Origin of the sequence: Pantoea sp. B9002 (assembly GCF_013385945.1) — a bacterium.
Taxonomy (GTDB): domain Bacteria; phylum Pseudomonadota; class Gammaproteobacteria; order Enterobacterales; family Enterobacteriaceae; genus Pantoea.
The window spans coordinates 57,648-80,139 of sequence record NZ_JACAPA010000045.1 but is presented as its reverse complement, the minus strand read 5'-3'; the positions used below and the strand labels follow the sequence as shown (position 1 = coordinate 80,139).

General features: G+C 60.2%; 14 protein-coding genes and 1 pseudogene. All 15 read right to left on the bottom strand.

The annotated features are described in order from the left end of the window. Nucleotides 1–5,139 carry a conjugative transfer relaxase/helicase TraI gene (gene traI / locus HX773_RS20255; protein ID WP_176973026.1) on the bottom strand — a complete coding sequence of 1,713 codons (5,139 nt, stop codon included), beginning with the start codon at nucleotides 5,137–5,139 and terminating at the stop codon, nucleotides 1–3. Between the two features lie 8 nt (nucleotides 5,140–5,147). Then, nucleotides 5,148–7,310 carry a type IV conjugative transfer system coupling protein TraD gene (traD, locus tag HX773_RS20250; RefSeq protein ID WP_176973025.1) on the bottom strand — a complete coding sequence of 721 codons (2,163 nt, stop codon included), beginning with the start codon at nucleotides 7,308–7,310 and terminating at the stop codon, nucleotides 5,148–5,150. A 172-nt stretch (nucleotides 7,311–7,482) separates the two neighbouring features. Then, nucleotides 7,483–8,394: pseudogene (locus HX773_RS20245) on the bottom strand (DUF6012 family protein). Between the two features lie 90 nt (nucleotides 8,395–8,484). Beyond that, the gene (locus tag HX773_RS20240) at nucleotides 8,485–9,006 is read right to left on the bottom strand and encodes a hypothetical protein (protein WP_176973023.1); all 522 of its coding nucleotides are present in this window, start codon (nucleotides 9,004–9,006) and stop codon (nucleotides 8,485–8,487) included. Nucleotides 9,007–9,011: 5 nt separating this feature from the next. Further along, complete coding sequence (gene traG / locus HX773_RS20235; protein ID WP_176973022.1) at nucleotides 9,012–11,861, bottom strand: conjugal transfer mating-pair stabilization protein TraG; 2,850 nt, start codon at nucleotides 11,859–11,861, stop codon at nucleotides 9,012–9,014. 3 nt (nucleotides 11,862–11,864) lie between these two features. After that, on the bottom strand, nucleotides 11,865–13,229 hold the full coding sequence (locus HX773_RS20230) for a conjugal transfer protein TraH (protein ID WP_176973021.1): 1,365 nt from the start codon (nucleotides 13,227–13,229) through the stop codon (nucleotides 11,865–11,867). Next, entirely contained in the window at nucleotides 13,229–13,783 is a 555-nt protein-coding gene (gene traF / locus HX773_RS20225; RefSeq protein WP_176973020.1) for a conjugal transfer protein TraF, read from the bottom strand. The genes HX773_RS20230 and traF (HX773_RS20225) overlap by 1 nt, the downstream gene beginning before the upstream one ends. 2 nt (nucleotides 13,784–13,785) lie before the next feature. Next, on the bottom strand, nucleotides 13,786–14,559 hold the full coding sequence (traF, locus tag HX773_RS20220) for a type-F conjugative transfer system pilin assembly protein TraF (protein WP_370463625.1): 774 nt from the start codon (nucleotides 14,557–14,559) through the stop codon (nucleotides 13,786–13,788). After that, complete coding sequence (locus HX773_RS20215; protein ID WP_176973019.1) at nucleotides 14,556–16,415, bottom strand: conjugal transfer protein TraN; 1,860 nt, start codon at nucleotides 16,413–16,415, stop codon at nucleotides 14,556–14,558. Before HX773_RS20215 ends, traF (HX773_RS20220) begins: the two co-directional genes overlap by 4 nt. A gap of 50 nt (nucleotides 16,416–16,465) precedes the next feature. Continuing rightward, nucleotides 16,466–16,897, bottom strand: a complete 432-nt coding sequence (gene trbC, locus HX773_RS20210) for a type-F conjugative transfer system pilin assembly protein TrbC (protein ID WP_176973018.1) — start codon at nucleotides 16,895–16,897, stop codon at nucleotides 16,466–16,468. Between the two features lie 11 nt (nucleotides 16,898–16,908). Next, the gene (gene traU, locus HX773_RS20205) at nucleotides 16,909–17,922 is read right to left on the bottom strand and encodes a conjugal transfer pilus assembly protein TraU (protein ID WP_176973017.1); all 1,014 of its coding nucleotides are present in this window, start codon (nucleotides 17,920–17,922) and stop codon (nucleotides 16,909–16,911) included. Next, complete coding sequence (locus tag HX773_RS20200; RefSeq protein WP_176973016.1) at nucleotides 17,919–18,716, bottom strand: DsbA family protein; 798 nt, start codon at nucleotides 18,714–18,716, stop codon at nucleotides 17,919–17,921. Before HX773_RS20200 ends, traU begins: the two co-directional genes overlap by 4 nt. Before the next feature lie 11 nt (nucleotides 18,717–18,727). Continuing rightward, nucleotides 18,728–19,378 (bottom strand): type-F conjugative transfer system protein TraW, encoded by a 651-nt coding sequence (gene traW, locus HX773_RS20195; RefSeq protein ID WP_176973015.1) that lies wholly within the window; start codon nucleotides 19,376–19,378, stop codon nucleotides 18,728–18,730. Nucleotides 19,379–19,412: 34 nt separating this feature from the next. After that, nucleotides 19,413–19,754: a TrbI F-type domain-containing protein gene (locus tag HX773_RS20190; protein WP_176973014.1), complete on the bottom strand. Its 342-nt coding sequence runs from the start codon at nucleotides 19,752–19,754 to the stop codon at nucleotides 19,413–19,415. A gap of 125 nt (nucleotides 19,755–19,879) precedes the next feature. Continuing rightward, nucleotides 19,880–22,486: a type IV secretion system protein TraC gene (gene traC, locus HX773_RS20185; RefSeq protein ID WP_176973013.1), complete on the bottom strand. Its 2,607-nt coding sequence runs from the start codon at nucleotides 22,484–22,486 to the stop codon at nucleotides 19,880–19,882. Between the last annotated feature and the right edge of the window lie 6 nt (nucleotides 22,487–22,492).

The following is a 22,492-nucleotide window of genomic DNA, read 5'->3' as shown; positions in this document are numbered from 1 at the left end:
TTACTCCATCGTTTTCTGGGATTTATGGCCAAACTCCGGCTCAGGCTCGCTGCGCTCATGGCGCATCACGTTGACTTCGTCGTTCATCATTGCGCGGTCGTCCCGCTCCGGCGACAGGTCGTAGTCGCGGTAGTCGAATGTCTCCTCTTCCTGCAGTTCCGCCAGCGCCGCAGCCAGCGCGGCTTCGCGTTCGTTGTCTTTGTCTTCGGGTGCCTCACGGGCTTCATCCTGCACCGCTGGCTCCGGCTCTTTCTCCTCCTGGTCCAGGGCGGCCTTAACTGCTTTCTCCAGCGCCTCGGCTTCTCGACGATCCAGCTCTTCGCCCCCGGATGCCGCTGATGTTGCCGCTGCAGCGGCGCGGCTGCTGTCCGGGCGTTCACTGTAGTCAGCAGAGAGCACAACCGGGCTTCCCGGGTTGTCCTTCATCAGCTGCAGCGCTGCCGCTAAATCTGTCGCTTCAAGCACCTTTCCGTGCTTTTCGCCGCGCTGCAGCACGATGCGGTGACCGTCCGCTGCCCCTTCATAGTGGGCGCCTGAAAAATCCACCTCCCCGCCTGAGGGCGATACCGGAACGTGGAGGTTCCCGCGCTGGCGGCCGTGCTCATTGATCACCGGCCAGAGCATCTCCGGGGTCTTACCGGCCATAAAGCGTGCGTCGGCCGTCAGGTCCCGGTCGACACGATCCGCCAGGCGCGTGCCGGACACCGGCAGGCTTTTGTCCCACACCTGCATCTCGCGGTCCGCGCGCACGTCCTCTGCGCGCATCATCACGTCGTGCACCGTCTGGCGCCGCCCGCTTTTACTCTCCACCTTCGTTGCCCAACCGGACAGATTGTCAAAATAGGTCTGCACGTGCTCCTTTGCCCTGGAAAGCTGTACGTAGGTGCTGTCCAGCGCCGCCATCCGCCCTCTGGCACCCTCTTCGCCAAACAGGCCAATGAGGTACTTAACCGACGCGCCCTGCGAGCTGTATGTGGTGACGGCATAGCCGTAGTCCATGTGTCGGTCGGCATAGTGCGCGGTGGGATTGAATGACAGCTGCCGGTCACCGGTGTTGAGCAGAATGGTTCCCTCCTCCGTAATGCCTGACACCACTGCCATGTCGCTGGCACGTACGTTGCGGTCACGATCCGTTGCCGTCAGGCGGATCCTCTCGCCCGGGCTGATGTCCCGCGTGACTTCCTTAAAGACCGCCACGTCTTCCTTGCGCAGCTCCGCGGGTCGGATCCAGCGGTCTGGCGCGCCATCAAGCTCGGCCATGCGCACCACGCCGCTATCCTTATCCGTTTCTCCCACCCGGAAATACTGCTCGCCCCGGCGCATCACGTTATCCACCTGCGCTTCCCAGAACGCCTGGCGGCCCAGATCCGCGTTGCTGTTGTTCACGCGCACGAGCAGAGGCACCGTGACGCTGTCACCCAGCGCGCCTTGCGTCTGTAGCCGGTCGTGCACCGCGCTGTTAATAGCCTCGCGGTCGGCATTGAGCTCCGCCACTATCAGCGTATGGTCGCGCGCCTCCGGCGTCCGGCCTGCGTAGTCATCCGCAATCATCCCGATGAGGTCTGGTTTTTCAGGTTCCCCGCCGACACCACCTGACCCCACGGCTTCCCGTGCCAGGCTGTTGCCATCGATGGTGCTGCTCTCCGGCACCCAGGCACTGTCCTGACGCGGCACGCCGAGGGGGCTCGTATCTGCCGTAATGCGCACCGCCTCGCGTACGTTTCCGGCAATAACCGCCTCCACGGCGGGCTTAAGCGCGGGGATCTGACGCACGATTTCCTTCATCACCGCGACATCGGCCGCGCTGCGCTCCAGGGCTAGCGCAAACGGCGCGCCGGACTCCAGCGACTTCAGCTGGTCCCGGTCGCCGCTCAGCACCGCCCGGCCACCACCTTCGGCGATAACGTTCATCAGGGAGGCCATCTGCGCGTTGCCGTTCATGGACGATTCGTCGATAACGAAAACGGTGTTGCGGAAGTCACGCGCCTGTCCGGCGGCCTGCCACTGGCTGCTTTCGCTGAGGAAGCTCGCGATGGTCTGCGCCGGGATACCCGCGCCGGACAGCTCGCTGACGGCGCGGTGCGTGGGCGCCAGCCCGCGAATGTCCGGGCCGTCTTCTGCGGCGGAGAGCGCTGTAGCTACGGTGCGAAACTGCGTGGTTTTCCCCACGCCGGCATAGCCCTGAATGGCGGTAAAGCGATCGCGGGTGGTCAGGATGAGGTTACCCGACTCGCGCTGCCCGTCCGTGAGACCGGCGGCTTTCACATCGTTCAGACCGGTTGCCAGCAGCGGCTTCACGCTGTTTTTTCCTTCGGCAATGTGGCGCAGAATCGACACCTCGTTTTCGAAGTTCTCGCGTGAAATGTACTTCCCTGCAGCGCCCTGCTCCGCGCTGAGTTCAAAGATTTCACCGCGCTGCACCAGACGCGACAGCTCCTCCTGCGCGCGCGCGGGCGTGATGCTTCGGTCGGCGTTAATGACGCCGGCCAGCGCCCGGACGCCGGTGAACGTCACGTCCGTGCCGGTGGCTTTCTCTATGGCCAGCCGCATCGCGCGCTCCGGGTGCGACATCTTCCGGGACGCCAGCTCCCGCAGCGCGTCCGTGAGGTCATTTTCCACAGCGAGCGATTTGATGCCCTGCGTCACGCTGACCACCGGGCGGTTTTCCTCCAGGCGGCGGCCGATGGTCACCTCGTCCAGCGGGGTAAACGCAATCACGTCCGAGCCGCTGCGGCGCAGCATGTTCACGGTCGCGTCGTTGACCTCCTTGCCCGCCAGTACCGCCACCACGCTGCCCCCGGTGCGACGGGTGGCGCCAAAAGGCTCGGCGTAGGCGTGGTCAGCGTAGAGCGGCGCGTGTCGGTCGAGTTTCACCCGCTCGCCCTTTGCGTTCTCCATGGTGATGACGTCCTTAAACAGCCAGCGTCCCTCCTTCACGCCGGTAACGGTCAGGTGCTCTCCACTGCCGGCAAGGCTGCCGAGATCGGTCGTGGCACGCAGCTGCTCACCCTCGCGCAACTCCAGCTTTTTCTCCCGAAACAGCCGGTAATGGCTGTCGATACTGCTGATGCTCACGCCCTGCGTCTGACCCTTTTCATCTTTCAGGGTCAGCAGGTTGTGGCGCTCGCTGACGCCGGTAATGGTGAACACCGTTTTCTGGCCCTGCCCCTCGTGAAGCTCCAGCACCATACCCGCGCGGTACACGCTGCGATCGTTGCGGCGGGTCGCGTCCAGCCATACCGGCACCCGGACCGTGACCTCGCCCAACACCCGTCCGAGCAGCCCCTCATCGGTCATGACCTCACGGGTACGGGCCGTCAGCTGGTCGCGCGTGCGCGCATTCCCGGCCTGCAGCGACACCGGCCGCCCCTGCGCCCTTTCCTGGGCGTAGTAGCGCGCCGCCACGCTGAGCCGGTCTTCAACCGTGTCCTTCTGTACCATCGTCACGCGCACGTTTTCGGTCTTTGGTGAGGCGGTGAACTGCTTCACGCCCGCCGCGCTCAGCACCTCTGATGCAAAGCCCGCCGTGCGCCGAGCGTGGGTATCGGTCACCAGCGTCGTGCCATCGATCTGTGCCGCCTTCTTCAGCACATCGTGCAGGCCGGAAGTGTTAAAGCGTTCGGCCTCCGCCACCAGCACCAGCGGGCGCACCGGCAGCTCAGCAGTCTGCATCTCCTCCGCCGTCATAAGTCGCACGTCGGGCTTAACCCCGAAGGTGGCCACCTGGCGCTTTCGCGCGGCCCCGTCGGCGGCAACCACTATCAGCGGACGTTTGCTTTCGCTGGCCATCACCATGATGCTGCGGTTGAGCTCGCTGATGAACTGCGTGCCGCCGCGCACGTCAATCAGTGACACCGCGCGATCGGCGTCGGCCACCTGCGCCAGCACGCCCCGCTCGCCCGTCGGAACCTTCAGTCCGGCTGGCTTCTCCGCGAGACCGGCGGCCAGCTGCGCCAGGCGCGCCTCATCCCGGACGTGAGCGGCGGTGGTGAACAGCACCTGGTTCTTGTCCACGGCAATCAGCTGACCACGACCGATGGCGCTATCAATGGCGCTGCGCGCCTGCCCGTAGACGCCCGGGGCAACGGGAATGTGATTGAGCACGCTGGTCATCACGTCGTCGTAGGTCACGCGCACGCTTTTAGACGACAGGCGTTCGATGGCCTCACGCACCGCGCCCTCCAGCATCGGCGGCGTGGCGGCCTTTTTTTCCTGCCCGACGCTTTCGGCTTCACGCTGCTGGCGGCGTTCCGACATCTTCACTCTGAACGCTTCAGTGTCAAAGCCGGTGTCCTTCAGCACCGACTGCCAGTGCTCACGCAGCATCTCCGGATCTTCAAAGTGCTTGGTCTGCCTGGAATCCAGCGCGGCCATGCTTTTCTGCTTCGCCGTAGCGTCCTCACCCACGAGATCGATGATGTCCTGACGGCGTGATGAAAAGGGCTTCACGGGCACGCCGGTGATGTCCCACTCCCCGCGCGGACCGGTGTCTTCGGTCTGGTAGCCCGCCGGTTCGATGATGGAACGGAAATGCCCCCGATACAGCGCCCCGATGCTGACCTGCTCATTCCACACCACGTCCGTAAAACCCTGCTTGCCGGTGATATCGGTGGAGAGCGTTTTCCAGCCGTTTTGCGAGAGCGTGGCGTTGGCCACAACCGCGTGCGTGTGCATCTGAGGTTCCAGATTGCGGCTGGTGTCGTGCATGAAGGTTGCAATCACCAGGTTGCCGGTTTTCTCCATTTCGGTGATGCCGTCGGTCATGGTGCGCGTGGTGGCGAGCTTTTCCACCTCATCCAGCGTGCGACGTACCGCCTCCTTGTGCGCGTCCACGAGGAAGCTGTCGCCGGTCACCAGCGCCAGTACCGAGGCGCTTTTGGGCGCTGAAAAGGTCAGGTCATAGCCGGGACGATGTTTATTCACCCCGCCCTCCATGCGGCGCATGTCGGTACCGTCGGGGAGCTGACCTTCGAGCATAGACACGAAAGTATCGCGGTTGACCGGCCCCTCAAGTCCCAGATTTTCAGCACCCGTGCCGTACCACTCGGTGGACTGCTCGCCGAGGAAGTAATAGTTATCTTCGTTGGTATAGTAGGCACCGGCTTTACCGGCGCTTTTGATGGTTGAAACAGACAGCATGGGTCACCTCAGTTACGGTCCAGGCCAAAATCCGCGGATTTATGTTTCACCACGTCCATAACCTGAAGTGGCCTCTCGCTTTCGGATGGCTCGGCCAGAGCTGGCGCAGGGCTTTCCGGTGCGGCTGACGGCGTGGACTCAGATACAGGGGGTGGGAACGCGGTATCACGACCGCCGGCTTCTTCCTGAGCCGACTGAGCCTCTGTTTTCGCTGAGGCGGGCGTAGCGGTTTCTGCTGCAGGTGCCGTCGCATCCGGCTTGCTCTCTGCTGCATCCTGGGCATCCCCGCTTCCCTGCGCCTCAGAGCCTGAAGCGGCGTCACCAAATAACCGCCCCACAATCTGACCCGTCTGGTTGTCGCTGGTTTCGCCAGAAAGCGTTGCCTCAATGGCCGGGTCAAACACGTCGTCAACGTCTCGCGGAATGCGGCCTTCTGCGATCGCGCGGTAAGGCTTCCAGGCAAGCTTCATGCGCACCACCGGCCATTCGCCTGGCAGGGTGATGTAGCACTCAAGGTCGTTCAGGCTCTGTACGTCGGAATAGCTGACCAGGAACTCGTTGATCTCATCCTTGGAGAACTGCACACCGTCGCGGATGATGTCAATGCCGTAGCTGTACTGATCCTTGAACTTCTTATGTCGCTTCTCACCGATTTCCTTCTGCACCCAGTCCGCAATCGACCCGCTGGGCGCGCGATAGAACACGCGGGTGTTGAGCAGATCCCAGATGGATTTAGCGGCGTTAGTGCCGTACGTCTCTTCCATCTGCGGGAAGTTCTGCAGACCGGCGACGGTGCAGCCGCCGAACTTACGCCCCTCGGCGCAGAACTCCGGCAGGATGGGCAGCTTGTGCAGGGACGGAAGCTCGTCGAGGAAAATCCAGATGCGGCGGTTGCGGTCGGCTTTCAGCCCGAGGATCCCGGACATGGTCATGTAGATCCATGCGCTCAGCAGCGGCTTAAGCGCGTTGTGGTTCTGGCCATCGCTGGAGATAAAAATCCACGGATTATCACCGCTCGCGTCTTCGGTATGGATCCAGTCGCGAATATTAAACGGACGGCGGCCGCCCTGGTCGAGCCCCTGCAGATAGCGCAGCGATCGAACGTAGGTGGTGAGAATGGTGCGGATGGTCATCGCGGTTTTCTCGATGCTGCTGTCCACCAGGTTCGCAGCGTCCGTGCCCACCAGGAACTGGCGCAGGTCCGCCAGGCTGATGGACATCAGCTTTTTGAGCAGTTCACCGATACTGCGGTTCTTTTCGCGCGCCATACGCCGTGCAGTGGCCACAAACAGCGAGCGTGCGGAGAGCACCCAGAACGGATCGCTGCTGCCGCTGCTGTCGGGGAGCAGCGAAGTTGCGAAGTTCTCAAAGTCCCCGATGGTCTGGCACTCTTCCCACAGGTCCCACGGGGCGCAGCGCGCGTCAAACGCGTTGAGGATGAGGTCTTTATCCTGACGGAAGAACGTCGGGATAAAGTTGTTACCTTTGTCATAGATAATGACGCGGTCGCCGCGCGCGCGCAGCTGCGTCAGCAGGTCGTTCAGTACGGTACTCTTGCCCGACCCCACGGTGCCGTGAAAGCCGAAGTTCTGCATCTCCGAGTCTTTCAGGATATGCAGACCGCAGATACTGAGTGGCGACATCACACCGGCATTTTTCAGTAACCGATTGACAACTCTGTAGCTGGTTGCCAGCACGCGACCGCCGGTGAGTTCGCTCTCGCGCTGCTTCGCCCCCTTGCTGCCCAGAAACCAGGTGATAGCCACAATGGCGGCGACAAAGCTGAACGCTGAGATGCCCCAGCCGTAAAAGGCGGTGTCCTTGACGTGCTGCCCCATCAACACAAAGTATGGGTCGTTCATCACCTGCAGCGCGGTATGCTTAAATGCCACCACCTCGCCGTTTGGCCGCTCAAAATGAAAGGTCCAGCCCGCCAGTGAGTGTTTACCGGTGAGCTTTGCCAGCGGCATGATGAACCAGCGGATAAGCCAGTAGGCGCTGCCGTGAACGAACTCCTGCAGCGTGAGGCGCAGCAGCATCCAGCTGAAAAATACCAGAGCGGAAAACAGCACGACCCAGTAGGAGGCGATGTTCATGATCTGCACAAACATGCCGATCATGTATTTCATCACCTGACCGCCCTGGGTAAAGTCGCGGGCGTTGAGGCTCATTGAAAGTCCTTAATGTGGAGCAGAGACGAACACGCAGGGCTGCGGACAGGCGAAAGCCAGGCAGGTATCTGCGCAGGGTTTAATTACGGTGCGAACGTGCCCGGGTGGGCTGACGTGATGTTCCGCCTCCTCCTCTTGACGCAGGGTGCGTCAGGAAGTGCGGCGGTCGGTCTCAGCTGACTGAAACCTGAAACAGCGGCTGATTATTCTGATTGCGGACAAACTGACTGTCGGCGTCGCTCAGCGACCGGTAATGCACCGAGTGGAGCTGAATGCTGTTCATCAGGTCGGTGGTATTGGTGAAGAACACCGGACACGCCTGCCTGACGTCCTGCAGCACGGGCTCAATGATGTGGGTAAACGCATCTGCGAGCCCTTCTTCTTTCAGGTCATTTTCGACCATCTCCGCATAATCACTCAGCGGGCAGACGATCACCCCGGGAGAGTCATACAGCACGCGTAGTGTCCCGGCATAGTCCCGAACCTTGCAGTCAAATGCATCTTCCAGCACCGGTAGCCGGTTATTGCTGCACTTGGGTGAAAGCAGCCGTTCAGGCTCCACCGTGGCGGCAGTGTAGTATTCGGTCTGCTGCCGGATAATCCCGGCCGGGTCGGCGCGTCGCCATATAGCTGGTTCCCGTGCGGACGGCCTGTCCCCGGCATTCACGCTCAGGCGTGGCTGGCAGGATGCCGGGATCCAGCTTCTGGCCACCGCCGGGGTTTTATCCCTGAACGGCGAATTAAACACGCCGCTCCACAGATGGATGGCATCCGTAGCAGCATCGTCGTTGCCAACAATATGCATATGAACCCGGTGCACCGACACATTACCCTGCACTGCCCAGCGGGTAATAACAGTCAGGTCAGTAACGGCCTTGTCGGTATTTAGCAGGATGCCGTGAATCGCTTTACGGCCTTATTTACGGCAGACATAGTGCAGGCGTTTATTCGGAGACGGGAACCGAACGATAATATCTCGTTCATTATGCAACTGCAGAGCCAACTCAGGGAGTTCGATGTTAATTAAGTCAACAGATATATTAGAGTAATTCAAAAAGAATGAAGGGGTTAAGTGTATTAACACATTTACCTCTGGATATTTAGAGTGCTAACTACGAAAACCCTCACCTGAAATCAATCAGGTAAGTGTTATCTATCTAGGGTAGGATTATTTTCACTTGTTCCTTGAGGCCTTTGCAGCCCCAATCATGGCTGAAACCTGATACCTGGACATGTCCATATTAAAGACAATAAAGATCAGGAATACAGCAATAAAGTTACCAATCACAAGAGGAAGGATGCTCCACTCAGTGAGGACGCTTGCCAGCCCAAAAACGATTATAGCAACGAACCAAACCACGCCATAAGCCCTGAACTTCCCTTTTATCACTTTTGCCAGCTCTAAATTCTTAAGCTTATCTGCTCCAATCATGTTGAACAGGCTTGCATAAGATGCCGTGAGTGAAAAAATAACTAGCCAGTGAAATATACCGAAAGCCGCAAAGAATAACCATAAGGCGATACTCTTTGGTTGAGGAAGTGAAAAATAGCTCATAGCGCCGAATATGCAGTATGCAAAGAAGTGATATTTAACATTACTAAACATGCAAAAAAAACTAGGCACATCTCTTTCAGTTGAGCCTATGGATCTAATTATCTCTTTAGAATCCCTTTCAATTTGCGCATACGTCATCATATTAATTACCCCTTACTATTCCCTTTGTAATCTTTATGTGTGTGATTCTTGAACGGATTAACTAATAAGTCATCTTGTTGCTTATCAGCAGCCTGTTTTTCATCATTAAAGTGATTAGCGCTCGAAGTATACTCTCCCATACGTGAGGCTATACCACTATCATTTTCGCCTCTGGCATTTTCAATAGCCACTTTGGCTTCATTGGATTTATTATTAACCACACCCTGCTGTGCCTCAACATCATTGGCGACATCATTGCGTATGTTGTTACTGTCCACTCCTGCATCAATAATCTGATTCGCACTGTTATTCGCTCCCCCAAACTGTTCACCTGCAGTATTTGCCGGCGCTTCCATTCCTTCACCATTACGGCCTGCGTTTGGCGCATAGTCACCGTCAATACGGCCCCGCAGTTTTTCAGCAAAGAACTCCTGAACAAGCCCGTCACGCTGTTTCTGTACGCCTTCATCAGATGTGTTGGTAAGGATAGTTTCGGCATTTTCAGGCGAACGTTGCATTGCCCACTGCACAAACTGCTGCGTATAGTTATCACGCGCACCTGCGCTGAGCGTTTCAGTCTCAGAAGCCATCTTCTGCATTTCGTGCGTGTGCGCCTGACTGGCCGTGTACTGCGCATATTTACTGTCTGACGTGGTGATACCCGAGGAGACCTGATTCATCAGGCCGGAGGCGTTATTAACTACATGCTGGCCATTGTAGGTCGTACTGTAGTTACGTAGCACATCCATTCCCTGACTGAAGTCCTGCGACTCGCGAGCGGAGATGGTTTGCGAATTGTCATTTCCACTTTGTCCTCCCTCCGAGGTTTGAGATGTTGAACCAGTTCTTCCGGTTAATTCTGTACCTCCATGAACATCACCTTTAATCGAAGCACCTGTCATCCACTCACCTGCCTTACCTAAGAGTGATTTACCTGAATCAATACCCGCCTGAGTGCGTGCTCCGGTATTAACTGATGCGCTTCGGGTTTTATCTTCAAGCTCAGAATAAGCCTCATTCAGGCTGATATGATTGCGGTTCGCATATTCCTGCGCCACGCTCTGCATTTTGTTCACGCGCTCAGCATCGGTCACGGTCATACCTGTCTGAGAGGACAACGTGGTCGAGTCGCTGTTACCGAACTGTTCATGGAACTGCTTGAGCTGCGAGCCGGTTTCCTGCACCGAATGGTTATAGCCCTGCGCCGCCATCTCGGTCTGCGCCATGCTGTCGCGAACCGAACGTTGCGCCGCGCTCGCCAGGTTGCGATCCAGGTGCAGATCGACCGGCAGGCGGCTGGTCGCGCCGGAGGAGTCGTAAACTGTCTGGCCATCCTGCGTCATCGTACGCGTGGCACCGTTGCCCAGCTGCATGGTTGTCATCCCCTCGCGGTAGGCGCGGTTCAGGTCCGTTTTGTGCCCGTTGATGTTGTCCAGCTGCACGTTGCCCACGCTCAGGTTGCCTGACGCCACCGCAGCCGAATCGGACGCCGAGGCGCTGCTGAGCGCGCTGCCGAGGCTTGAACTGAGGCTGGCAAAGCCCTGACCCAGCCCGGTGAACAGGCGAAACGCCAGGAACGGGATGGAGAGCATCAGCCAGCCTGCGATCCCCGCCGTGGTGGTGCTGGTTTCCATCAGGCGGTTCATGTTGGAAAGCGTCGGTCCTGTGGCGTGGAAGCTGTTCTGCGTGCTGTAGTTCACCGCAAAGTTGAAGATGGCGAACATCACCGGCCACAGCATCAGGCTGCCCATAAAGTTCAGGTAGCTCTTGATAACGGACCAGGCGATTTCCCGCACGTAAAGCGCAAGCACCATCACCGGGAAGATGCAGATGCAGAACAACAACAGTACCGTGTGCAGTTGCGGCAGCACTTCCGTTGCGATGGTGTAGCTGACCGCGTGGGACAGGCGAAGCTTCATCAGCGACTGCTCGGATGCGATGTCCACCATCGATGCGGTGTCGTTCATGCCCTTCACGTAGCTGTTCAGGCCGCGACGCAGTCCCGCCACGGCGATGTTCTGCATCATGATGCTCTGGGCCGACTTGCTGCTGCCGAGGAAGTAGTCGTATGAGCCCGCCAGCTGCTCGGCGTAAACCATTTGCGGGGCGTTGTTACCCGGCAGCATGCGGACCGCGTGCGCCATAAACGTTGTACCAGTGGTGTTACTCTCCGCCGTCAGCAGGTTTTTCAGACGCGGCGCCGCATCGCGGCAGACCATGAACGTGGTGCCCGTGGCGTCCCGCCAGTACACCGCGCGCAGTGGGCTCGGGTTGCTGAAAATCTGCGCCTGCACGTCTTCCGACTCCATCACGTCCTGCATGCTGTACTTGTTGTTCAGCATGATGTCCGGTACCACGCAGTTTTTCGCGTATTCCCCCATGTTGTAGGTCAGCACCGGATTGCGGCTGTCGATGGTAAAGCTGTCCTGCATCAGCTTGCTCGCGAACAGCATTCCGGTTTTGGTGTAGGACCGCTCGTCCGGGAAGTGAAAAATGTCTTCATAGGTAGTCGTGAGCGTGTAGCCCACGCCGGTCGCCAGATAAAGCGGCATAGCGAGCCCCACCGGCACGTTGTCCACCCGTCCGATGGTGTCCGGCGCGGTCAGGTCGTTGACCACCACCGTGACCCTGGGCGTCAGCAGCAGCGCGGTAACCAGCGTGAACGTTAACCCCCAGCCGAACATCGCGGTGAGGTTGTGCGTCCGCAGGTAGGTCATCACGCAGAAGGCGATGCCCAGCATCTCCGCCACCCAGATCGTACTTTTCCAGCCGCCGTTTTCCATGACCGTGGCCACCGCGTTGAGGCCCATAGTTATCATGCCGCCGGAGCTGACCACCCAGATATCAAGCGCCATACGTTATCCCCCAAACTGGTAGTTCGACAGCACGCTGTCGGAGACGGACGAAGAGAGCTGCTGGCGCGTTTCGGACAGGCTGCGGTCGTACTCGGCCAGCCCGTTCTGCTGCACCTGAATGCGCTGCACGCGCGCGCTCAGCTCGTTGCGCACCTGGCGCAGGTTCTCGCGAAAGTGCCTGTTCTCCTCTTCGGTATCGAGCGTGCCCGCAGCGCCGCTCGCGGCCACGTCAATCAGCCCGTTGATGTAGGACATCACCATGTCGGCCGCGATGTACTCCGCCAGGCTGCTGACCACGCTCTGATCCATGCCCACCGACGCCGAGTCGATGGTGTAGCGCAGGATGCGCACGCGGGTGCTGTTGATGAGCGCCTTCTCGTTTTCAGTCATCGCGGTGTCGCTGCGCGCCTTGTCAAAGATGTCGTTGAGCATGTCGCGAACCCGGCCGGTCATCCCCTCGTCTTCGCTGAGCGTCAGGTCCGCAATGGTCGGCGACAGGCAGGTGGTGTTGTCGTTGCAGCGGTAAATCTTCTCGGTGCCGCCGTTCAGCAGCGTGTTGAACATCGACTCGCTGCCGCCGCGCGGCTGCAGGAACGTCGGGTTGCCGTTCGCGTCATAAATCACCGTGCCCACCATCGACATGATGAACTCCTTGAGCGCGCGATCGTTGCTGAAGAACTGGTTGAGCTTCGTGAAGGTGTCCCACGTCAGGTTTCGGTTGCGCGGGATACGCTTCTTCTCGTCGTCGGTCGCCTTGTTAAACACGCTGTTGGTTTCGCCGCCCACGCCGCAACCCTGTCGGGAGGCCGCCCAGTCTGAGAACACGTCGTGCTTGGTGCCGAGATCCTGACAAATCTGTGAGCTGGCGGCCTGCGTTTTGGGCCACAGGCCGCCCACAATCGACTGCGCCGCCTGGCAGGTCGAGATGTTCATGTTGTTGGTGTCGGCTGCGAGCTTCTGCAGGTAGTCTTTGACCGCCTTGCACTGCGGGCAGATGGTTTCCAGCCCGAGGTCGAAGGCATAGCCCGCCGCGTTGCTCAGTATCTGCTTGCCCATGATTTTGATGCTGTCACTGTTGATGAAGCTGAACGAGCCGAGGTAGGCATCGATACCGCCGCAGCCTGACTTGATATCGGGGAGCGTCACCGATATCAGCTGGATGTTGCGCACCGGTGCGCGAAAGAAGAGATTCCCACCGGTCAGATAGCCCGCCGACTGCCCTTTCCAGGCGGCCCCCTGCGTATAATTCCCCCCGCCGCCGCCCATGTCGTTAAAGAACTTGTTGATGTCGTTTTGTACGTCCGCATGCGCGGCAGCAGTGAAAAACAGGCCAGCCGCGAGGCCGATACTCAGCGTAAACGGATTCATCACAGCACCCCCAGACGCACGGCCAGCGCAAACGACTCATCCAGGCGCTGCTTCAGCGCCTCCTCACTCATTTCCCCCTGCGACAGCGGAATGGTCACCAGCGACTGCGTGTTGATGATGAAGTCGGTGGGCGTTGCCTGCGGCAGCTCCGCAAAGAAGTCCTTCAGGATGCGGTCGTTCACCGGCATCACTTTCGGGAAAACCGCGTCACCCTTGCCGTCAAAGCTGTAAACGAAGATGCCGATGCCGGTCTGTTCAGAGACCGACTTCAGGGTCGGGTTGAAGCGGTGGCAGTATGGGCAGTCGGAGCGGACGAAGTGCACGATCTGCCAGTGCCCCACGTCCAGGCGGCGGCCGTCGCTCAGGTGGTACCACACCGGTCTGACGGACGCAGGCTGATCTGGTGGCGCGGGTGTTTCTTTTTGTACCGGGACTGCCGCTGGCGCATCCGTACCCCCTTTCGCCTGCTCCAGGCGGGCAATGTCATCAATCGTGCTGGCACTGGCCATGACCGGCGCGAGCATCAGCAGCACGGCAAAGAGTTTCGCAATCATGTTTAATCCTCGGGCTGGAAGTCGGTAACAATGTTGAGCATGCGGCGCGCCAGGTCATCCTGGGTGATGAAGCCGTACGCCAGCGGCTGGTACTGTTTCGTGCGTGGCTCCACAAGGTAAATGGCCGGGAAGTGTTCAATTTTCATTTTCTCGGCCTGACCCGCGTTCTGCCGGGTGTCCGGCAGGTCCGGGCTCGCGCGCCCGTCCACAGTCACGGGGATGACGGTCAGGCCGTACTGCTCGCTGAACTCCTTCACCACGCCCCCGAGGCGGTTATCCAGCGGCTCGTTGCCGCGATAGAAGAAGAACACGCCGTAGCGCTGGTTCACGTAGCGGATGGCCGCCTGCTGCTTCTGGCGCTGCTCGGTGTACTGGATGTTGGCGGTTCCGTTGTAAAACGGGTGCTTCAGGCTGTAGTCGAGCTCCGGGTTGTCCAGCAGCACCTTCTCCCAGCGCGAGGCAAAGAGGCTCGCCTGATTCACCATCCAGTCCTGAACGACCTTGTAGCGCCGGATGTTCTCTGATGAAGGGTGCAGCATCGCTTCGTTCATCAGATTGTCGCGGAAGGCCTGCAGCCGCTTCATCTTCTGCGTAGGCGATTCCTGTGGTGGCGCGGCAGGTTGCGCAGGCTGTTCCTCTTCGTCCTTTTTCACCGGCTCGTTGTACCAGTACCAGCCCACGGCCGGGTCGTAGTGATAGCCGTCCGGCTGATTGTCTTCCGCTGCGTACAGCGGCATCGCCGCCAGCAGTAGCGACAGGCAGAGGTGTTTTTTCACGGCTGGTCTCCTGACTTCAGGCTGTTCTGGATGTCTGACTGAATACGCTCCGTGAGCGCCCCTTCGTCGGGCATCTTCACGTTGCTGTTGAGGTCCTCGTAAAAGTCGATGAAGTCGATGTGGTCAAACTTAATGCCCTGCAGTTCGGCAATTTTGATACCCCGGCAGTCGGGGCTGCTGGCATCCCCGAAGCTGATGCCCAGCTGGTCGCGGCGGCCCTGCTCCTGCACGATCCGGGCAAGCTTGCTGTCGAACACGCAGTAGCCCTCTTTCTTCTGCAGGCAGACGCCGAGCACCTTGCGGGAGCAGTAAGAGCCAACCTTCACGACAAGCTTCTTCTCCTTGCCGGTGCCGATTTCCTTTTCCTCGGTATTACACTGCGCGAGCCCCGCGTCCTGACCCCAGCCGCCGCTTTTGCAGCAGTTGCTGAAGCCCGCCGCGCTCTGGCGGCAGGACATGCCCTTGCCGGTAAACGCGGTGACCTGATTCGGATCGATGCCTTCGACGTTCTCGCCGTAGGCGGCGAGCGCGGCCAGCTGCGACACGGCCTGCTCGAAGTTCTGGTTTTCACCCGCCTGCATGGCCGAACAGCTGCCGTCCGAGCAGTAGAACTCGGAGCCGCAGAGGTAGCCGGAGCTCTTCACGGTGTGCGCGCACTGATAGGTCAGCCTGTTGAAGACGCAGAAGTTACCGATTTTCTGGGTACAGGTGCGGGTGCCTTCGCTGCAGTTGGGATCGTCGATGTACGCCTGGCAGGTATTGGTGTCATCTTCATAGAGGTTCCACTGCGTGGTGTAGCCCCAGCAGTCGCTGTACAGGCTGTAGGCCTGACCGCCGACCGTCACCGAGCGGGTTTCACCGGGCTCGCTGCACACCTCGCTCATCTTCACGGCGTCGCCCATGTCCGCCGGGCAGCTGTTGGTCCACTGCAGGTCGGCCTTCACCGTATCGCGCACGCCCTGCATCGGCAGGATCACACGCCAGACCTGCGTACCGTTTGACGCGGTGCGTATTAGCCCGTCTCGTCCGGAACTCATGCTGCCATCGGTGTCGTAGCGCAGGAACAGCGACACCGTCTGGCCTTTCGTCACGTTCTGGGTGGGGATGGAAAACGTGCCGCTGCGGTTGGGTTTGCCTTTCACCGTGGTGCCCAGCGCCTGGATGGAGTACCAGAGGCGATTGGCGGATTCGCCGTGGTACGACGGATCTTTCGGATACAATTGTTCCCAGGTGCCGCTGCTAATCGTGCCGTCGTCAGGTACCGTGAAGTCATATCGGACCCAGTAGTTCTCAACCCGCACCGGCGTGGCATTCGCAGCATTCAGCACCAGCTGCGAGCTGTAGGCCTCACGCGAGCCGGTGGTCACGATGGTCGCCTTGCGGGTGCAGGACTGCGTCAGGCTGTTGGCCAACTCGCAGGCGTGCGTGGTGTAGGTGGTCCTGTTCAGCTCCTGCGCCACGCACTGGCTGCCGTTGACGCCGGTAATGGCGTTCGCATTTTCACGAATTTCGTCGCTGTACTTCATCATGTCCGAGTCGTAGCTAAGCTTGTCCGCCGGGTTGTTCACGTACGATTCCCGCGCGGTCTGTCCGAGGTCGGACTCCGTGAGCGCTTTCTGTCCCTGCACGTCGATGTCGCTGGACGTCTGCGTCGGGTCGCTGTAAAGGTCGCGCTGCGGCGCGTCTGAGCTGTAGTTGTCGAAATAGCTCTCCGGATCGGCGCTGGTTGTGCCGTTTGCCGACCGACCGGCGCTGATGCCTTCCTGGTTCGACGCATCCATGGATGCCGCCTGAGCGCTGACGGACAGGCAGGCCAGCAGGCACCCCTGAATCCAGGATCGTGTGGGTGTATTCATCTGGTTTTTCCGGAGAAGGTGAAAGGTTACCCGCCGCAGCGGGCAGAGCGTCAGGGGTTGTCCCGGCAGTCGCCGCGCTGACCGATCATGTCCAGCGCCTGACTCAGCGCGACGTTGCCGTAAACGATGTCAAAGTGGTCGCCGCACTTCTTCACCAGCGCCGGAACCTGCTTCACGCCGTAGCGCACAAAGCGCACCGGGTCTATCTGCACGCCACGCACCTTGTAGGTGGTGATGAGGTTCAGCATGTACTTTGCGGTCTGATCCATGTTGTCGTTGATAAGCCCCCGGAAGTAGACGGGGATGTTTTTCGCCTCCGCCGCCTTCATCAGGATGGCCAGCTCTTTATCCGGCAGGGAAGACGACAGGAAGTACGCCGTCTCGTTTTCGGTGCTGGTCACCTGCGTGCCGTCTTCCGCCAGCACCGGCAGGCTGCCGGTCAGGCAGGCGCTGAAGAGCAGCGCCGCGTACAGTCGTTTCATTTGTGCCTCGCTTACATCACGCAGTTGCGCTTTTTCCAGATGAGGTAGCCGTAGTTCTTCTTGCTTGTCGGCATCTCCTTGCCCGTCTGCCACAGCATCACGTTGCGCCCCAGCGGGTGGCAGGACGCCACGTCCGGGATGGTGTTCACCATCTGGTAGCGGTAGCGGCTTTTCGGCAGGATGACTGAGGGGTACTCGTAGCAGACCGCCACGTCGTACGGCACGGTGTCGAGGATGAGCCCCTCGCGGTGCAGCTTGAAGTCCATGCGCTCGGAAAGCAGCACCGAGCTGTTCAGCCCACTCGACTCGTTGACGATGTTGCCCGTGAACGGGTACATCGAGCCGTGGGAGCCGGCGCACCAGAACAGCGCATCAATCGGGCGGCTCACGCCGGAGGCCACCGCGTCAGCCGCGCAGGCCATCTGCGCAATCGGGTTGGCAAACAGCATCACCTCGGGGTTCAGGAATAGCGCCAGGTTGTCGTTCTGCCAGGTCGGGTCCAGCTCCGACAGGTAGCCGATGTCGTACTCGCCGCCCTGCAGGCACATCTCGGAGGTGATAATGCTGAGCCAGGAAATCAGCGGGTACTTGTACCAGTGGACGTGGTAGAAGGTGCCGGGGTGCTCGTTCGCGGTTTTGGTGCCCACGCCCGTGCCGGTGTTCGGAATGTTGATGTTGAAACCGCCCATGTTCACCATGCAGCCCGGCGAGCGGGTTACGTCCGTCATCGCAAACGGCTCCCAGTAGCCCACCGCGACGCCGGTACGCTCGAAAATCGGCGGCGGTACCGGGCAAATCTGAATGGGCGAGGCCGGGTTGTCGGTGTCGGGAAGCGTCCCGGCGGAAACCTGCACGCTGCCCACGCTCATCGGGAAAATGCACTCCCAGCAGACGTCGGTGATGGGATTCACCCAGCGCCCCTCGCAGGTCAGGGACGTGTTGCCGTTGCTGCCCCCCGCGTCGGCGGCCCAGGCGGGCTCGCACACCCAGACCGCCAGCGCCAGAATAGCCGTGCGCCAGATCATGTCAGCCCCCCTTTTTCCGTGCCGCCGCGCGCTTTTACCACCGCCGCCTGCAGCGCCTGAAGGCTGGTCGCGCCTGGGATCACGCTCACGTTTTCAGCGGTCGCGCCCTTCACCGGCATGACGAAGAAGGCGGGTGTACCCTGAATGCCCAGGCGCTTCGCCAGCGCGTTGTTGGATTCCAGCACCGCGCCCATCGCTTCCACGTCGGCTTTCGGCGTCGACGTCACGCCCGCCTTCACCGCCGCCTCGCGGATGTCCGCGTCAAGCAGCCTGCCCTCGTTGTGGCCGGTGGCGTACAGCGCAGCGTGGTAGCGGTGATACACCTCTGCACCGCCGGTTTTGTACAGGGACAGTCCGACTTTCGCCGCCTGAATGGAGGCAGGCCAGCGGCTGCCGAAGATCGGCCACTCCTTATAGATGAAGCGCACGTCCGGGTTGTTGCTGATGAACTGCTCCACCGTCGGGGCGACCTTCGCGCAGTAGATGCACTGGTAGTCGAAGAACTGAATGACAGCGATATCGCCCTCAGGATGCAGAACCGGCGAAGTCGGATCGTCCAGCAGCGCGGCCTGATCCTGCAGGGCCGCCGTCACGGCGGACCCCATCTGCTTGTTCTGTGCCTGCGCCTGCAGCTTCTGGCTCATCTCGATCAGGATTTCCGGGTGCGCGCGAAGATAGTCTGCCGCCACTTCCCCGATCTGCGCTTTTTGCGCGGCGCTGAACGGCGCTTCAGCGGCGAAGGCGTGACCTGTCAGGCTCAGCGTCAGGATGGTGGTGAGTATGTGCTTTTTCATGTCGGGCTCCGTTAGCGGTCGGGAAGACCAAATTCAGTAATCAGGAAGCGTTTTTGTCCGGGCGCCTGCTTCACTTGTGCAGGCACCTGCGTGATGCCGAACTTTTTCGTGATGCTGCCGGTCTGGTCGAAGTAGACCCGGCTGCCGAGCGCCTGCGCGCCATCGCGCACGTTGCCGTTGACCAAGATGACGCGGGAGGACGTGGTGTGCGGCACCTGCTGCTTCATCCAGGCAATCTGGCGATCGTCGTCGGCGTCGATGAAGTAGAGGGTCTCGTCGAACACCGGAATGACGTCGAACGGGTTCACCCTGTCTCCCTTGTGCGCAAACACCACGCCGTTCTGGTCGGCGATGTCGCGCTGCACGGTAAACGACGGGTCAAACAGGCGGCTGCGCGTCTCGCGCGCGGTAGTGATGCCTTCCACTGGTGGCGGGCGCATCGCCTGGTCTTCTGCCTTTTTCTGCATCTCCTGCTCAATCTGCGCCTGCGATTTTCCGGCGAAGTGCTGTTCCAGATTCTTCTTCAGCACGCTTATGAGGTCGTGTTCGCGGATGTCCCAGGTATCGCCAAAGGTGCCAATCTCCGAGGCCACTGCCTGCAGGCTCAGGGCGGCGAACAGCGCGCCGGCGGCAATGCCCGCCAGCGGGGTAACGTGTTTCATCGGGATGCTCCCGGTTTAGGGTGATCGGGTGGGGTTATTTCGCTGCGCCGGCCTTCATCAGCTCGGCGAGCCGGGCCTGAATCTCCGGCGTCGCGTCAGTCAGGCCGGTCACTACAGCAGGGCTCACCAGAATGGCCGCGCCGTGAGAGGCCGAGTATTCGGCAGTGGCGGTAGTGACGCTCTGGTCGAAGCGCGTCAGCAGCGCGCGGCGCTGTTCGTCCGTCAGGTCCAGCTTCGCGCTCTGGCGGATCAGCGCGTTGGTCGTGCCCTTCATGTCGAAGGTGACCAGGACGGGCGGCTTCAGCCAGAGGAACCACGCGGCGGCGCTGAGCAACAAGGACCCGACAACGCAGGTCGCACTCTGTTTGATATCCATTCCGGACTCCTTTGCAGGGAAAATGATGCGTATGGGCTCTGCGCGCGGTTAATACAGGTGGAACACCAGGAGGACCACGCCCACCATGACCAGATAAACAATCACGTATTTCATGAATTTAGGGTTCAAATCTGCATCTCCCGCAGCACGTGGATGATGTCGCGCTTGTGCGCGTCGTTGTCGGCCATCTCAAACAGGATGTCCTTGATGTCCGCGCCCTCGCGCAGGCGCTTTTCGCGGTAGGTAAAGTCTTCGCCTTTGGAGGAGAACAGGCCGTCGCTCAGCGGATCGAGAATAAGGCGGTGGAAGCTGGAGAACTCCCCGACGCTAAGCAGAAACGAGCTGTAGCGCGCCTTTTTCGCCGGCGGGAACTTGCGGATCATTTCCCACTCCATCTCGTTGAACGCGTGCGGCTCTTCCTTCTGGAAGGTGGTGAACGACTTGGCGTCCTGCATACAGGTGAACTTGAACGAGCTGTTGTCGTAGGCCGCGAGCGCCGCCGTGGACAGGTTTTTATCGCGTATCGCCTGCGTCACCGTGCCGTAAGAGCCGTTGTGGCGGCGGGCGGTACGGTAGCCCTCTTCAATGAAGTCCTTGATCTTGGTGCTGGAGCCGCCGAGCAGCTTCCACCCCTCGTCGATGATGTTCATCTTCCGCATGCTGCGGGGCGTGGTGTACATCATGTTCTCGTTCCAGATCATGATGCTGAAGAGCACCGCCGACAGCAGGTCCTGCTGCTTGCGCAGGTCGCCCAGCTCGGTGACCACGAACTGCAGGTCAGGCCTGAGCGTGGGCTCGGACGAGTTGAAGAACCTGCCGTAAATACCGCCGGTGCTATACTTGCTGAGCAGCGTGGTGATTTCATCAATGCGTCCGCCAATCTGCGAGGAGTACTCGCGGCTGACGGCGGCCTGTCTTTTCTTCAGATAGGCAATGACGTGATCGATGCGCATGTCCTGCTGATACTGCGGCCACGATTCGGTAATGGCCTCCAGGATCATGGATTCGTGCACCTCGTCCAGCAGGCCGTTGGGGCTCGCCAGGATGCACAGCTGATCGCGGATGCGCTCGGCGGCGAGCGTAATGTCGGTGACGTTGGCAAACGGGTTGAAGCGCAGCGAGTCGCCGTTGATGTAGGTGCCCCCCAGGCTGCTGCAGGCCGCCTTGTAGGAGTCGCCAATGTCCTGCACCGCCACCGTCCCGCCCTTGTCGAGCACCGAGCGGGCGATGGAGTTGGCCAGCACCGACTTGCCCGCGCCCGAGGTGCCCGACATAAACCAGTTGAAGTTGGTGTTCGGAAGGCTCTCGTCAAACACGTCGATAAACGCCACCTGGTTGCGGTAGCTCGGAATGAGAATGCCCGAGGCGCACAGCTTGTTATCGCCGATGACCGGCATCAGGTTTACCGCGTGAAAGGACTCTGAGCGCTGAATGCCGCCGGTCTTGCGACAGTCGTCGCGTAGCTTCTTATTCACCATCGCAAAGGGCAGCGTGGCCATCAGGTTGCGCAACTGCATAAAGTCGGCGCGCACGAAGCGCAGGCCCTGCGCGGCAAAGGCGTTGCGCGCCTTCTCGGTGTAGCGGGACGTCAGGTCGTCGTCGTCCGGGCAGAACAGCGTGATGCCGTAGAAGTAGCTGGTGAGCGACGTCTGGTTCGAGAGCAGACGCGCGCGGGCATCTTTCCACTCGGCGTGCTGGCGCGTGGTGGACGGGATGTACTTGGCGTAGCTGGTGTTCACGCGCGAGTCCAGCGACAGAAAGCGGCTGTTGGCCTCGCCCTGACTCTTCATCTGCTCCTCAGTGGTCAGCACCATCGTGCAGATAAACGGGCAGGGTATGCCGTTGGTCGGCGACATCAGGTCCTGAATGATGTTGCCGTTCTGCCAGAGATAGTGCGCCTGCGGGTTGCGGTCGAGGTTCAGGTTCACCATGCGCGCCGCAAACGGCTTATTCTTCGCGTCGCTGCCCTCGATGCGGATGTGTGAGGGCTTCACCCGCCAGGACGTGGTGCGATCCACGAACTGCGTGCCGAGATCGGCCGCCGGATCATATTCACTGTCGTAGCGCTCTAGCCGCGCCGGGTCATGGTTGAAGAACTCACGCAGCACGCTGCTGAACTCTGAAACGCCGATGGCAGATGACCAGAGGTCGGCGGCGTTGAGCGCGTTGAGCAAATTTCGGCGCACGTCGCGCACGCGGATCATATCGGTTTCGCTGAGATTTCTGACCGGTGTTGCCCAGATGAAGAACAGGCGGTAGTCGCGCAGGGTCAGCGGATGATCGAGGCCGTTATTGTAGGTGTAGCGCGCGCCGTTGAGGAAAAAGCGCGCGGTCACGTCGTTACACTCGTCCGCGCGGTGTCCCTTCCAGGCGAAGTTTTTCAGCCCCTGCTCCACCTGCTCTTTCACGGCGCGGGTGGAAACCAGCATCACCTGCAGCGGGATATCGCGGGGTGCCACGTCGCGCAGCAGGTACTCCAGGCTTTCGGCAAGCTTTTCGTTGGCGCCAATCAGCGGCTGGCACTCCACCACAAAGCCCACCGACTCCTTGTTCACCCAGATCTGGCTTTCGGTGTCGTAGTCCTTATAGGGCAGAAGGTCACGGATGTGGGGATAGTCCATGTCCTGCAGCTTCTGGCGCGTCTCGTTCGTGGTGTCGCGCTCGCCCAGAATACCCGCCACCGTGTCCACCACGTTCAGCGGATCAAAGCGGAAGCCTTTGAAAAATTTCATGCGGAC